Below are 14,680 nucleotides of genomic sequence, written 5' to 3' on the forward strand. Positions count from 1 at the left end.
GGGCGCGGCCGCGGGAACAGCTGAAATCGACTCACTCACAACGGCCGATTCTGTCAGACCCCTTTCAGGGCCCGAGTCACCGCTTCAGGGTCCGGTCGCGCCAAAACCACAGGCCCGAACCCGGCGGCCCGGGCGGCCTCGGCAATTCGCGGGTGGGTGGCGATGGCGCGCTGGCCTGCCGGCGCCCCGCCCCAAAGGCCCTGCAGATGGCCGACGGCCTCGGCGCTGCTGAACAGCCAGGCAAAACCCGCCGGATCGGCCTGGGCCGCGCCCAGCAGGGCCTGCTCGGCGGCGTTCAGGCACGGCCCGGCGCGGTGGTAGACGGCAACGGCCTCGACCCGGGCACCGGCCCCCGCCAGCCGCTCGGCCAGCCATTCGCGCCCGCCGTCGCCGCGCAGCAGCAGCACGCGGGCGCCGGCCCAGTCGCGCCGGGGTGCGAGCTGCTCCCACAGGTGCTCGGAGTCCAGGCTGGCGGCATCGGCCGCGGGCTGGACGATGCTCGCGGCCGGCACGCCCCGGGCCGCCAGCGCCTGGGCACTGCCGGGGCCGACGCAGGCGGCCAGCGTGCGCGGGGGCCAGGTCATGCCGCCGGCCTGGGCGAAGAAATGCTCGACCGCATTGGGGCTGACGAAGACGGCCAGGTCCACCGCCGGCAGGACCGCCCAGGCGGCGCGCAGCGGGGCGGGGTCGTGCGCCGGCAGTATCTCGATGAGGGGCAGCGCGGCGGCCTTCACGCCCAGCGCCGCCAGACGCGCCAGCCAGGCCGCGCATTGCGGCCGCGGCCGCGTGACCAGCAGCGTCGGCGCCGTCATCCCGGCAGATAGGAGCCGGCGCCGAGGTCGCGCAGCCGTGCGGCGGCCTGCTGGCCGAGCGCACGGGCGGCAGCCACGTCGACCACATCGGCGGCGACGCTGCAGCGCAACAGCGGCGAGGCATGGCGCTCGGCATGGCCCAGGGCCGCATCCAGGCAGAGCGTGCCGCCCTGCCAGTGCGCATGGGCCGCGAGCGGCAGGCTGCAGCTGCCGCCCAGCGCGCGCGACACGGCGCGCTCCGCCTCGCAGGCCAGCAGCGTCGGCGTGTGCGCCAGCTTGGCGAGCGCCGCGGCCAGTTCGGCGTCGTCGGCGCGAATCTCCAGGCCCAGGGCGCCCTGCCCTGCGCAAGGCAGCATCTGGTCGACCTCGAACAGGCGGCGCACGCGGCCCGCCAGGCCCAGGCGCTTGAGGCCGGCCGCGGCCAGCACGATGGCGTGGTAGCCGCCCTCGTCGAGCTTGCGCAGCCGGGTGTCGAGGTTGCCGCGCAGCGGCTCGACGCGCAGGTCGGGGCGCAGGCTGAGCAGCTGGGTCACGCGGCGCAGGCTGGAACTGCCGACGACGGCACCCTCGGGCAGTTCGGCCAGCGAGGCGTAGTCGTTGGCGACGAAGGCGTCACGCGGGTCTTCGCGCTCCAGCACGGCGGCGAGCATGAAGCCCTCGGGCAGCTCCATCGGCACGTCTTTCAGCGAATGCACGGCGAGGTGCGCGCGGCCGTCGTCCAGCGCGGCCTCGAGTTCCTTCACGAACAGGCCCTTGCCGCCGACCTTGGACAGGACGCGGTCGAGGATCTGGTCGCCGCGCGTCGTCATGCCGAGCAGAGTGGCCGTCAGGCCCAGTTCATGGGCGAGGCGGGCCTGGACATGCTCGGCCTGCCACAAAGCGAGACGGCTTTCACGCGTTGCGATGGTGATGGAGGTGCTCATTGCGCGATTATCGAGGCTGGGCGAGGCAGGACCCGCCCGGCAGGAGAGCTCGATGATCGTCACGGTGTTCCGATCCCGCCTCAAGGACGAGGGCAGGGCCGACTATTTCGACCTGGCGCCGCAGATGGGCGCACTGGCCCAGACCATGCCCGGCTACCGGTCGCACAAGGTCTTCACCGCCGAGGACGGCGAACGAGTCGTCATCGTCGAATTCGACGATGAAGCCAGCCAGCACGACTGGTCGGTCAACCCGCTGCATGTGGACGCCAAGAAGCAGGGTCGCGCGAATTTCTACGCCGAGTACAGCGTGCAGGTCTGCGAGGTGCGGCGCGAGTCGCGCTTCAAGGCCGGCGGCTCTTGAAGAAGGCGTTGATGGTCAGCCGGCCCGGGCCGTCGCGATAGGCAGCTGGCGAGGCCCAGCGGATGTCGCCGGAGTGGAAGATGGCGCCGTCGTAGAAGATGGCGCGGTTCCACCTGGCGGGCACACGGCCGATGACCTCGAAGTAGCGGTTGCCCTCGGTCATGTAGCCGGGCGGGATGCCGTATTTGTCGCCGAAGGCGCCGGCGTCCAGCGTGTTGGCGTCGCGCATGAACTGGCGGGTGTCGGCCTCCGACATCAGCGAGCGGAAGAACACCGTGCCGCCGAGCTGCTCGTCGCGGAACAGGTAGTGCACCGAGGCGCAGACCATCTCGCCGGCCCCGAGGGCGGAGTCGTCGCGATGGCAGATGCGCTGGCGGGCGTCGAGCGTGCCGGCGTCCTGGGTCACGCGCGAGAAGCGGCCATACATGCCCAGCGGCGCGCCGGCCTGCAGCCGGGCGCGGAACTGCTGCTGGAAGCAGGCGTCCAGCGCGGCGGAGACCGCATCGGGCAGGTCGAGCTGCGGCCCCGGATAGGGGTGGCCGGGCGGCGCCTTGAAGCGGCCCGCGGCCGACTGGGCCAGCGCGACGAGGGCGTCCGGATCCTGGGCGAAATCGTCGATGACATAGACCCGCGAGCCATCGGCCAGCTCGACGCTGTCGACGCGGGCCTGCGGGTTCAGCAGCGGGGCCACGGCCGCCGCCGGGGCCTTGGGCTGCTCGAGCCGGGGCGCCGGGCAGAACTGGTCGATGAACTGCTGATGCCTGGGCAGCTTCATCATCGTGCGGGCCACGTCGCGGCGGATCTCGCCGAGGAAGTCGGCGAGGCTGCGGTCGTCCATGTTGCGCGTGATCGGATGGTGCGAGCGCGGCAGGATGCCCTGCCCCATCATGACCTGCACCCAGGAGTTCTCGGCGAACAGCTCGCCCTGGTGCAGCATGACGCGCGCCGTGTCGCGGAAATGCTGGATGCGGTGCTTGAGCAGCGGCGGCACGTCCATGTCGCGGCAGCCGCGCCAGAAGGCCGAGTCGTCGCGATCGGTGACGTGGTAGTGCAGGATGATGAAGTCGCGGATGACCTCGATCTGCTCGCGGGCCTGGGCGTTGTATTCGTCAACGTCGCTCTGGCGGATGCCGTCCGTCGGAAAGAGCTCGACGAGACGCGTGAGGCCGCGCTGGATCAGGTGGATGCTGGTGGACTCCAGCGGCTCCAGGAAGCCGCTGGACAGGCCGATGGCGACGACGTTGTTTTTCCAGACCACCTCGCGCTGCCCGGGCGTGAACTTGATGACGCGCGGCTGGCGCAGCACCTCGCCCTGCACATGGGCCAGCAGCGCGGCCTTGGCCTCGTCGTCGCTGATGTGCTTGCTGCTGAACACGACGCCGTTGCCCACGCGGTGCTGCAGCGGGATGCGCCACTGCCAGCCCCAGGGGTGGGCGATGGAGCGGGTGTAGGGAACGGGCTCGCCGACGGATTCGGTCTGCACCGCCAGCGCGCTGTCGCAGGGCAGCCAGTGCGACCAGCTCTCGTAGGGCACACCCAGGGTCTCGCCGAGCAGCAGCGAGCGCATGCCGGTGCAGTCGATGAAGAGATCGCCTTCGACGAGGGCGCCGTTGTCCAGCGCGATGCCGGTGATGTCGCCGCTGCCCTCGGCCTGGTGGACCTTGACGATCTTGCCCTCCAGGCGCTGCACGCCCAGGGCCGCGGAGAAGCGGCGCAGGTACTGGCCGTAGAGCGTCGCGTCGAAGTGGTAGGCGTAGTTGATGCCGTTGTCGGGCAGCAGCGCGAAGCGGTTGTCCAGGCCGGCGCGCAGCTCCAGGCAGTAGTCGCCGTAGTCACTGGCCAGGCCGCGCCGGCGCCCCTCCAGCCAGAAGTGCTGGAAGCCGGCCGTCCAATGGCCCTTGCCGGTCTTGCCGAAGGAGTGGAAATAGTGCTCGCCGACGTTACGCCAGTTCTCGAAGCTGATTCCCAGCTTGAAGGTGGCCTGCGTGGCCTGGATGAACTCCTTCTCGTCCAGGTCCAGGATCTCGTGCATGAAATGCAGCGTCGGGATCGTCGCCTCGCCCACGCCCACGGTGCCGATCTCCTCGGACTCGACGAGGCGGATGTCGACCTGCTGCCCCAAGCATTTGGCCAGGCCGGCCGCGACCATCCAGCCGGCGGTGCCGCCGCCGGCGATGACGACGCGACGGATGGGTTTGGAATTCATGGTGTGGTTCAGCGATTGAGTCGGTTCAGGAGTACCGCGCGGAGTTGACGCGCGCGGGTTTCGTCAATGGGCCCCAGCACGCCGCGCGCCGCGGGCGGGATGTGGGCGGCGGCCTGGTCGTCGACGTCGAAGATGTAGTGGTCGAACAGCTTCGCCCAAGCCTGGCGCTGCGCGGGCGGCAGGTCGCGCAGCGTCAGCAGCGCCAGCATCAGCGTGTTCAGCGGCGTGTCCATATAGGCGGGCGTCTGCCGCCACCAGAAGTTGACGAGGGCGTTGACCGGGTCCAGCCCTTCCACGCCATGCCACCACTGGCTGGGGATGAAGAGCGCATCGCCCGGCTCCAGCGTGACGACCTGGGCCTGCCGCTGGGCCTCGGCGAAGCGCGGGAAGCGCGCCAAGTCGGGCGCGGCCAGGTCGACCAGGCTAACGGGCTGGCCGGCGGGCGTCAGGTCCAGCGGGCCGATGTAGAGCGCGTCGACCAGTTCGGGCGGGAAGAGCGTGAAGCGGCGCCGCCCGGCCACGACGCAGGCAATGTTGTCGGGCACGTCGAAATGCGCCGGCACGCGGATGCGGTTGCCCAGCCAGAGGCTGACCAGCGGGTCGCGCACGTGCAGGTCCAGAGGGTTGTGCTGGCGCAGGCCGGGGAAGGAGGCGTCGAGCTCGGTGGAGCCGAGGTAGAGGGCATAGCGCGAGCCGGCGAGCAGTTCGTCAAGCAACTGGCCGAAGGGCCCGACGACGCGCTCGAAATTGAAGCCGTCGAAGGCCTCGTTGTAGAAGAAGCGGCCGCCGATCCCGGGCGCGCCGCGCCACAGGCCGACGCGGGTCTGGGCGCCGAAGCCGCGCAGGTAGCTGCAGAAGGCGGCGTCCGAGCGCCGCGCGGCCTGCACCAGCGGCCAGTGGCGCACCAGGCCGCGCAGCAGCACCGGCTGGCTGGACTGCAGCAACTCGGCCGGCAAGGCCTCGGCGCTCACGTCGCTGCGCTCGAGCATGCTCAGGCCGCGCGGGCGAGATGGCGGCGGATCAGCTTCGTCAAGTTGGACAGCGAGGCGATGGCCATGTAGATGGGCTGCAGATAGTCCGCCTGGTGCAGCAGGCCGATGACGTCGGCGCCCAGCGCGGCCAGGCGTTCCTCGTTGATCATGTAGAAGCCCAGCAGCTGGCCGCGCGAGCCGTCGGGGTGCTCGACATCGAGCACGAAGGATTCGAGCAGCTCGTGCGTGGTCAGCGCCTGCACGAACTCGGGCATGGCCTGCAGGCCCTCGTGCAGGGTGCGCAGCACGGCGTTCGCATGTTCGATGTAGGAGGTCATGCCGCCCTGCGGCAGGAACACGGGCTCGCCCGCGTCGCCCTGGCCGATGCGCGGGCTGGCCATGTCGACCATCATGCGCATCTCGTCCTCGGCGAGGCCGATGGAGAAGGGCATGCGCTGCATGGACAGCGGCAGGTAGTCGGCATCCCAGCCGGACTCGGTCAGGAAGAGGTTCTGGCCCTGCCTCAGGCCGAACAGCGCCACCGGCAGGAAGCTGCCGCTGCCGTCGGGCTGGAAGACGATGGGGTAATGCGCCTGCAGGCTGCGGAATTCATCCGGCGTGACGGGCGCCGACATCACGTCGTCGCCCCAGGCTGCGCCGCGCTCGGTGATGACGCGCAGGTCCTTGTGGGTGATGTTGTTGAGCAGTTGCAGCATGGAATTCGGGCGTGAGGATGGCGTCGGGTGATTCTGACCGCGCCCTCATGCAGGACGGGAAAAGCGCCCGGCGCCCTGCCCCGGGGGGGCGTGGACGCCGGGCGGCCGGGGTCATCGCTCAGAAGCGATAGCGGGCACCGATCAGATAGCGGCGGCCGGTCTGGATGGCCGAGATCAGCTGCTCCTTGGCGCGGCCGTGCTGGCGGATGTAGCCATCGTTCAGGTTCAGCAGGTCGGCCTGGATGGTCAGGCTCTTGCCGAGCTTGTAGCCGATGGACATGTCCACCTGGCCATAGGCCTCGGTATAGACCGGGTTGTTGCCGGCGCCGTCGAACTTCTGCGCCAGGAACTCGCCACGCCAGTTGTAGGCGCCGCGCACCGACCAGGTGTCGTCCTCATAGAAGCCCACCAGGTTGGCCGAGTTGCTGACGCCCGGCAGGGCCGACTGCGTGGACAGGCTGGTGTTGTCGTACTTCAGGCCCGTCTTCACCCAGGTGTAGTTGCCCGAGACGCCGAAGCCGCTGTTGCCGAACATGTGCTGGAAGTTCAGCTCCAGGCCCTTGATGTTGTCGCCGGCTTCGTTGGACGGCTTGGTGACCGTGAAGTTCAGCAGCGGGTCGCTGGCCAGGCCGGTGATGGTGCCGAGCACCTCGGTGTCCGTCAGCGGGCTGGTGGCCGTCACGCCCGGCTGGCCGTTGTAGTTCCTGAAGATGTAGTTGCGGATGCACAGCGGCTGCGGGTTGGCGCCGCAGGCGGCCGCGCCGGCCTTCCAGTAGGCGCCGCCGATGGGCGTCGTCAGGCCCGGCACCGTCATCGTCGTCGTGGAGGTGCCGATGAAGTTGCTGACCTTCTTGTAGAACGCGCCGATCGCGGCATAGCTGGACTTGGCGTAGTACCACTCGGCCGACAGGTCCAGGTTCTTGGACTGCAGCGGCTTGAGCGCCGGGTCTCCCGTCGAGCCGGTACCGCCGCCGGCATTGGCCACGGAGTTGAAGTTCACGCCGCCCTGCAACTGGTCCCAGCCCGGCCGGCCGATGTTCTCGCCATAGCTGGCCCGCAGCTTGACGTTGTCCACCACATCGGCATCCCAGTCGATGCTGGGCAGCCAGTACGAATACTTGCCGGACTTGCTGCCGAAGGTGGTGCCCGCATTGCCGAGGTTGACCTCGTTCTGCGTGCCCCAGGTGCTGCCCGAGCGCGCCACCACCTGCGACGAGGAATCGACCTTGGTGCTCTCGTAGCGCATGCCGACCGACACATTCATCGGGATGGCGGTGTCGAAGGCGTGGTCCCACTGGCCGAAGAAGCTGCTGGACCTCTCCGTCGTACGCCAGTCGTTGCCGCTGGTGTAGTCCGGCGCGGCCGAGAAATAGGCCTCGGCCTGGGCCTGCGTCACGCCCTTGGACTTCATCAGCGCCTGGACGGCCGCGGCGTGCAGGCTGTTGAAGTCCGCCAGGTAGAAGTCCTTGAACAGGCGCGGGTCGTTGCTGCCCGGGATCTGGCTGAAGAAGCCACCGAGGCTCTCGGTATAGACCTTGACGTTGGCGTAGTCGGCCTTGCTGCCCACGCCGCCCCAGTCGTTGTTCTGGTTGTTGTAGCCCGCGGAGCGGTTCTTCACCTTGGTGAAGCCCAGGCCGGCAAGCAGCTTGTTGTCCGCGTCCAGGCGGTAGGTGCCGCGCGTCTGGAACTGGTCGACCGTCTGCTCCGCCATGTTGTTGACAAACTGCGAGCCCGTCAACTGGAGCTTGCTGGTGTCCATCGCCGTCGTCGGCAGACTCAGGATGGGCAGCTTCTGGTCGTAGTAGGCGACGGCATTGCCCTGGTTGAACAAGCCCAGGTCCATCGTCGAATAGGTGCCGTAGGGGCTGTTCGGCTTGGTGCTCGACGTGGAGTGGTGGGCGTCCAGGTCGATGGACAGCGCATTGCTGACCTTCCACGCGGTGTTGAAGCCGGTGGAGCCGAGCTTGGACTTCTCGCCGTAGACGCCGGTGTCGATGGCCAGGTCGTGGTCGTTGGTCGGGAACAGCGCGGTCTGGATCAGCGGCGATGCGACCGGGCCGCCGGTGAAGGTGGTCGGGCCGAACGAGAAATTGAACCAGCTCGACAGCTCGGCGTTCTTCTTGTTGAGCGTGTTCGTCGCCAGCGTGTGGTCGAGCGTGAACCGCAGGTCCTTGGTCGGCGCGAACTGCAGCGTCAGCTGGCCGTTGAAGCGCTCGCGCTCGATGGCGGTCAGCGAGTAGCGCATGTCGACCGAGGTCGAGTACAGGCCGGTGGGGCGGTTGGTGATCGGGTCGGTGCCGGTGGCCGGCTTGGCCGGGATCGTGCCCCAGTCGCTCTGCGACGGCGTGAAGGTGCGCCAGCCGCCCTGCGTGTAGGCCATGTTGGAGCCCGAGTCACGCTTGGAATAGCTGCCGCTGATGGCGATGCCGATGGTGCGGTCGGCGAAGGTGTCGCTGTAGATGCCCGAGACCTCGGGCGTCGCGCTGCTGCCCTTGAAGGAGTCGGGCAGGCGGCTGTTGGAGCCGTCGAAATTGGCCTTCACGCCGATGCTGGCCACGCGCTCGCGCAGGTCCAGCGGGCGGGCCGTCTTCACGTTGATGGTCGCGCCGATGCCGCCGGTGGGCGATTCGGCGCGGCCGGTCTTGTAGACCTCCAGCGCCGAGATCGAGTCGGACGACAGGTTGGAAAAGTCGAAGGCGCGCGAGCCGCTGGCGCCCTGGTTCAACTGGTTGATGGTCGAGGTCGGCATCTGCCGGCCGTTCAACAGCACCATATTGAAGTCGGGGCCGACACCGCGCACCGTGACCTTGGAGCCTTCGCCGCTGGCCGCACGGTCGATGGACACGCCGGCGATGCGCTGCATCGACTCGGCGAGGTTGGTGTCGGGGAACTTGCCGATGTCCTCGGCCACGATGCCGTCCACCAGTCCACGCGATTCGCGCTTCAGGGTGACAGCGCTGTCAAGCGACTTGCGAATACCCGTGATGACCACGGTCTCCAGAGATTGCGGGGCTGCGGCGGGCGCTGCGGCCGTGGCCGGCTGCTGGGCCTGCGCATGCACGGCGGCCGCGCCCGTCAGCAGCGCGAGCGAGGACGCCCACGCGACGGGCTTGAGCGGCCGGGCCTGCCAGGACGCGCGCCGCGCCTTGGAAGTCTGAGGGTGTTTCATTTGTCTCCTTGATTGCTTTGGCGGCCCAAGAGCTGAGCCGGTCGAGGACAGCTGGACGGCTTGCGGATGAGCTGTTTGGTAGCGATACCAGAACGCTCCAAAAAAAGAGGTGCCACCTCAAGCGCCGGGTCGTACTTTAGTTTTTTTGCCCCGCCCGGTTCTGCTGGGGTTTACGCGGGTTGATGCCCCAGGTTTTGCGCTTTCCGCCACATGGATTTCCAGCCAGATCGCAGAAAATGACAGCGCTGCCATTTTGCTGGCATACTGAGCCTCTTGACGGGGATGGTAGCGATCTCAGTGCGCGCCTGCGCACGCCGTTGCGACCGTCACGCGGGACCGCATCGGGCCAGGGAATCAGGCCAGGTCCAGGCGATAGCCCACGCCGTAGACGGAGGCGATGCAGGTCTGCGGCGGCGCCAGCCCCGCGAGCTTGCGGCGGATGTTCTTCACATGGCTGTCGACCACGCGGTCCGACACGTCGCGGAAGTCCTCGTGAATCAGGTCCAGCAGCTGGGTGCGCTCGAACACCCGACCGGGCTGCTGCAGCAGCCGGCGCAGCAGCCGGAACTCGACCGGCGTCAACGCCAGGGCCTGCTCCCGCCACAGGATGCGCTGCCCCGCCTCGTCGACGGCAAAGCCGCCCGCCATGGGCACCAGCGCGACCGGCGCCAGCCGCCCCTGCGCGCGGCGCAGAAGCGCCTTCACGCGCGCCACCAGCTCGCGCGGGCTGAAGGGCTTGCAGACATAGTCGTCCGCGCCCAGCTCCAGGCCCAGCAGCCGGTCGAGTTCCTCGACGCGGGCGCTGCAGATGACGATGGGCACGTCGCTGAAGGCCCGCACCGCGCGGCAGACCTCCAGGCCGTCCAGGCCCGGCAGCATCACGTCCAGCAGCACGGCGGCCGGCATCGCACCGGTTTTCAGCCGCGCCAGCGCCACGCGGCCGTCGTCCAGCCATTCGCTGCGGAAGCCCGCCGCCTGCAGGTAGTCGCAGACCAGTGCGGCCAGCTTGGGTTCGTCCTCGACGACGAGGATGAGCTCGCTCATCGCTGCACCCCATCGGGCTGCAGCGGCAGCGCCAGCACCATGGCCAGCCCGCCCAGCGGCGACGGCTCGGCATGCAGCCGGCCGCCGTGGGCCTGGGCGATGGTCTTGGCGATGGCCAGCCCCAGGCCCGCGCCACCGAAGGCGCGGCTGCGCGAGGGGTCGGCGCGGTAGAGCGGGTCGAACAGGCGCACGAGGTCGCCCTCGGGCACGCCGGGCGGCGTGTCGTCCAGGCGGATCTCGATGGCCGCGTCCAGCGCGCGCGCCGTCACCCGCAGCCGCCCCGGCACCTCGGTGTAGCGCAGGCTGTTCTCCAGCAGGTTGGCGAGCAGCTGCGAGATGCGCTCGGCATCCCAGCGCGCGGCCGGCAGCACCTGCGGCAGCGGCGCCTCGACGGCCAGGCCCAGCGCCCGCGCGCGCGGGGCGATGCGCTCCACCGCGGCCTGCACCAGGGCCGCCGGCGCCACTTGCTCGAATTCGCAGGGCAGCGCGCGCAGCTCCGACGTGGCCAGCAGATGGAAGTCCTCCACCAGCCGCGACAGCCGCCTGACCTCCTCCTGCAGCGAGGCCAGCGCCGGCGGGCCCAGTGGCCGGATGCCGTCCACCAGCGCCTCCATCTCGCCGCGCAGCACGGCCAGCGGCGTGCGCAGCTCGTGCGAGAGCTCGGCGATCCAGCGCCGTCGGCTACCCTCCAGCAGCGACAGGGCCTGCGCCATCGCGTTGATGTCGCCATGCAGCGCGGCGATCTCGCTGGCCCCGCCGGCACGCGGCGCGGGCAGGCGCACGTCGAACTCGCCGGCCGCGATGCGCCGCGCCGCCAGCTGCGCCTCGGCCAGCGGGCGAGCCCAGCGCACGGCCAGCAGCCGCGCCAGCACCAGAGCGACGACGAGCACGCCACCGGCCACGGCAGCGAGGCCCGTGTGCTGGCGGTGCAGGAAGCTCGCGTCCACGCCCTCGGCCGGGCCGGCGCGCTCGGCCAAGCGCAGCACGACGGCGGTCTGGCCGTTGAGCCTGACGGCGCGGGTCTGGCCCGGCCGCTCCAGCATCTCGGGCCGCCCTGTCAGCGGCGTGCTGCCGTCGGCCGCCAGCACCATGATGCGCGGGCCGAAGTTGGACGGATCGCGCCGCGGCGGAGGCGGCCGCCCGTCGCCGCGCCCACCCAGTGGCGGCGCATCGGCCTGCGGGCCGCGCGGGCCGACGATGCGGGCGGCCTCCAGCCAGCTGCGCAGCACCGGCCGCCAGTCCTCGGGCATGGCGCCGCGCAAGGCCAGGTCGCGCTCGGCGGCTTCGGTCAGCCGCGCCAGGTGCTCGCCGTCCTGGGCCTGCAGATAGTCCGAGAAACCGGTGCGCAGGTTCCACACGACAAGGCCGGCCACGGCCGCCACGGCCGCCAGCGCGGTGGCGATGAGGAGCAGGGAGAGCTGGTGGACAAGGCGCATGCGCGCATCTTGCCGGGCAACTGTGGAGGCGGCCTCCACAGTTGCACCAGCGCCGGCCGCGCCGTAGTTGCGCAACGCGGGCTTCGCCACGGTCGAAGACGCCGCCGCCGCCCAGCGGCGCACAGGGTTTGTGCCCGCACAACGCCCACCTCCCACCGGGGATCGGAGAGGCCGTCTCGAGGAGGAAACTGATAGAGTCACATTCAGGTAACTCAGTTACCTACTCTATAGAAATTCATCCTCGGACGACCCGCCATGCCTCCTCGCGCCGCTCCAGCCCGCCCCGAAGTCGACAAGAACGAACCCCTGGTGGCCGACATCCGGCTGCTCGGCCGCATCCTCGGCGACGTGATCCGCGAGCAGGAGGGCCGCGAGGCCTACGAGCTGGTCGAGCGCATCCGCCAGCTGTCGGTGGCCTACCGCCACAAGCACGACAAGGAGGCCGGCAAGCGCTTCGACAAGCTGCTGAAGAGCCTCTCGGGCGAGCAGGCCGTCAGCGTCATCCGCGCCTTCAGCTATTTCTCGCACCTGGCCAACATCGCCGAGGACCGCCACCACATCCGCCGCCGCGACGTGCATGAGCGCGCCGGCAGCCTGCAGCCCGGCTCGCTGGCCTACTGCCTGGAGCACCTGCACGAGGCCGGCGTGCGCCCGACCGAGATCGCCGAGGTGCTCAAGCGCGGCTTCATCTCGCCGGTGCTGACGGCCCACCCGACCGAGGTGCAGCGCAAGAGCATCCTGGACGCCGAGCGCGCCGTGGCAGGCCTGCTCGAAGCGCGCGACCGCGCAGGCACGGAGCGCGAGCTGCGCGACACCGAGAGCCTGCTGCGCGCCCGCATCACCCAGCTCTGGCAGACGCGCATGCTGCGCTACTCCAAGCTGACCGTGGCGGACGAGATCGAGAACGCGCTGTCCTACTACCACGCCACCTTCCTGCGCCAGATCCCCAAACTCTATGCCGAGCTGGAGGAGCATCTGCCGGGCGAGCAGCTGCCCAGCTTCCTGCGCATGGGCCACTGGATCGGCGGCGACCGCGACGGCAACCCCAATGTCGGCGCCGCCACGCTCAAGCAGGCCATCAAGCGCCAGGCCGAGGTGGCCCTGCGCCACTACCTGACCGAACTGCACGAGCTGGGCGCCGAGCTGTCCCTCTCGCTGCGCCTGACCGGTGTCTCGCCCGAGATGCAGCTGCTCGCCGAGCGCAGCCCCGACCAGAACGTGCACCGCCTTGACGAACCCTACCGCCGCGCGCTGACCGGCATGTATGCCCGCATGGCCGCCACGCTGCACGCGCTGACCGGCACCGAGGCCCTGCGCCACGCCGTCGCGCCCCAGGACCCCTATCGCACGCCCGAGGAACTGCTGGCCGACCTGCGCACCATCGAGGCCTCGTTGAAGAGCCACCACGCCGAGGCGCTGATCGCGCCGCGCCTGGCGCCGCTGATGCGCGCCGTGCAGGTCTTCGGCTTCCATCTCGCGACGCTGGACCTGCGCCAGAGCAGCGACCAGCACGAGCTGGTGCTGGCCGAGCTGCTGGCCACCGCCCGCATCGAGGAGGACTACGCCGCGCTGGACGAAGCCGCCAAGCGCGCCCTGCTGCTGCGCCTGCTGAACGATGCCCGCCCGTTGCGCGTCATCGGCGCAACCTATACCGACAAGACCCAGTTCGAGCTCGCCACCTTCGAGGCCGCCCGCGAGGCCCTGGCCAGCTTCGGCCGCGAGGCGCTGCGCCACTACATCATTTCGCACACCGAGTCGGTGTCCGACCTGCTGGAGGTGGCCCTGCTGCTGAAGGAGACAGGCATCCTGCGCGGCACGCTGGACGGCTACGCGACCAGCGACCTCATCGTCGTGCCGCTGTTCGAGACCATCGGCGACTTGGCGCTCGCGCCGGAGATCATGCGCGAGTTCTACGCGCTGCCCGGCGTGCGCGGCCTGGTGGACCGCTCCGGCGGCGAGCAGGACATCATGCTGGGCTACTCCGACAGCAACAAGGACGGCGGCATGTTCACCTCGTCCTGGGAGCTCTACCGCGCCGAGATCGCGCTGGTCGAGCTGTTCGACGAGCTCAAGCGCGCGGCGCCCATCACGCTGCGCCTCTTCCACGGCCGTGGCGGCACCGTCGGCCGCGGCGGCGGCCCGAGCTACCAGGCCATCCTGGCCCAGCCCCCGGGCACCGTGAACGGCCAGATCCGCCTGACCGAGCAGGGCGAGGTCATCGCCTCCAAGTACGCCCATCCCGAGATCGGCCGGCGCAACCTCGAGACCCTGGTCGCCGCCACGCTGGAGGCCACGCTGCTGCACCCGACGCAGAGCGCGCCCAAGGGCTATCTGCAGGCCGCGCAGGCACTGTCCGATGCCAGCTTCGCCGCCTACCGCGGCCTGGTCTACGACACGCCGGGCTTCGCCGACTACTTTTTCGCGAGCACGCCCATCCGCGAGATCGCCGAGCTCAACATCGGCTCGCGCCCGGCCTCGCGCAAGGCCACGCGCGCCATCGAGGATCTGCGCGCCATCCCCTGGGGCTTCTCCTGGGGCCAGGCCCGCGTCGCCCTGCCGGGCTGGTGCGGCTTCGGCTCGGGCGTCGAGGCCTTCCTCGGCGAGGAGCCGGCGCAGCGTGCGAAGAACCTGGCCCTGCTCAAGCGCATGCTCAAGGGCTGGCCCTTCTTCCGCGCCGTGCTGAGCAACCTCGACATGGTGCTGGCCAAGGTCGACCTGGCCCTGGCCGAGCGCTACGTCGAACTGGTCGAGGACAAGAAGCTGGGCAAGCGCATCTTCTCCGCCATCAAGGCCGAGTTCGAGCGCACCCAGGCGGCGCTGAGCCTCATCACCGGTGACGACAGGCGCCTCGCGGCCAACCCCTCGCTGGCGCGCTCCATCGAACACCGCTTCCCCTACATCGACCCGCTCAACCACCTGCAGGTCGAGCTGATGCGCCGCTACCGCCGCACGCTGGCCGACGACCCGGCCATGGAGCGCGTGCAGCGCGGCATCCACCTGTCCATCAATGGCATTGCAGCGGGGCTGCGCAATACCGGCTGA

The 14,680-nt window shown here is 69.9% G+C and carries 10 protein-coding genes; 2 read left to right on the plus strand and 8 right to left on the minus strand.

The genetic code is table 11. The annotated features are described in order from the left end of the window. Positions 1-53: 53 nt before the first annotated feature. Together EV671_RS16730 and hemC are read right to left on the minus strand one after the other, a co-directional pair. Positions 54-812, minus strand: a complete 759-nt coding sequence (locus EV671_RS16730) for a uroporphyrinogen-III synthase (protein ID WP_132573782.1) — start codon at positions 810-812, stop codon at positions 54-56. Continuing rightward, positions 809-1,735 (minus strand): hydroxymethylbilane synthase, encoded by a 927-nt coding sequence (gene hemC, locus EV671_RS16735; RefSeq protein ID WP_132573784.1) that lies wholly within the window; start codon positions 1,733-1,735, stop codon positions 809-811. Before hemC ends, EV671_RS16730 begins: the two co-directional genes overlap by 4 nt. A gap of 52 nt (positions 1,736-1,787) precedes the next feature. Between hemC and EV671_RS16740 the strand changes: the two genes are divergently transcribed. Then, positions 1,788-2,096: an antibiotic biosynthesis monooxygenase family protein gene (locus EV671_RS16740; RefSeq protein ID WP_132573786.1), complete on the plus strand. Its 309-nt coding sequence runs from the start codon at positions 1,788-1,790 to the stop codon at positions 2,094-2,096. Here the strand turns inward: EV671_RS16740 and EV671_RS16745 are convergent. The 6 genes from EV671_RS16745 to EV671_RS16770 all read right to left on the minus strand — a co-directional run bounded on the left by EV671_RS16745 (position 2,077) and on the right by EV671_RS16770 (position 11,638). Continuing rightward, entirely contained in the window at positions 2,077-4,302 is a 2,226-nt protein-coding gene (locus EV671_RS16745; protein ID WP_207911185.1) for a DUF6445 family protein, read from the minus strand. The genes EV671_RS16740 and EV671_RS16745 overlap by 20 nt on opposite strands. A gap of 8 nt (positions 4,303-4,310) precedes the next feature. Then, on the minus strand, positions 4,311-5,291 hold the full coding sequence (locus EV671_RS16750; RefSeq protein ID WP_132573788.1) for a cupin-like domain-containing protein: 981 nt from the start codon (positions 5,289-5,291) through the stop codon (positions 4,311-4,313). A 2-nt stretch (positions 5,292-5,293) separates the two neighbouring features. Beyond that, on the minus strand, positions 5,294-5,989 hold the full coding sequence (locus EV671_RS16755; RefSeq protein WP_132573790.1) for a SapC family protein: 696 nt from the start codon (positions 5,987-5,989) through the stop codon (positions 5,294-5,296). A gap of 118 nt (positions 5,990-6,107) precedes the next feature. After that, positions 6,108-9,158 (minus strand): TonB-dependent receptor, encoded by a 3,051-nt coding sequence (locus EV671_RS16760; protein ID WP_132573792.1) that lies wholly within the window; start codon positions 9,156-9,158, stop codon positions 6,108-6,110. Positions 9,159-9,512: 354 nt separating this feature from the next. Then, positions 9,513-10,202: a response regulator gene (locus EV671_RS16765; protein ID WP_132573794.1), complete on the minus strand. Its 690-nt coding sequence runs from the start codon at positions 10,200-10,202 to the stop codon at positions 9,513-9,515. Next, complete coding sequence (locus tag EV671_RS16770; protein ID WP_132573796.1) at positions 10,199-11,638, minus strand: ATP-binding protein; 1,440 nt, start codon at positions 11,636-11,638, stop codon at positions 10,199-10,201. The genes EV671_RS16765 and EV671_RS16770 overlap by 4 nt, the downstream gene beginning before the upstream one ends. Positions 11,639-11,893: 255 nt before the next feature. Between EV671_RS16770 and ppc the strand changes: the two genes are divergently transcribed. Continuing rightward, positions 11,894-14,680, plus strand: a complete 2,787-nt coding sequence (ppc, locus tag EV671_RS16775) for a phosphoenolpyruvate carboxylase (protein ID WP_132573798.1) — start codon at positions 11,894-11,896, stop codon at positions 14,678-14,680.

Origin of the sequence: Roseateles saccharophilus (genome assembly GCF_004342485.1) — a bacterium.
GTDB classification, from domain to species: Bacteria; Pseudomonadota; Gammaproteobacteria; order Burkholderiales; family Burkholderiaceae_C; genus Pelomonas; species Pelomonas saccharophila.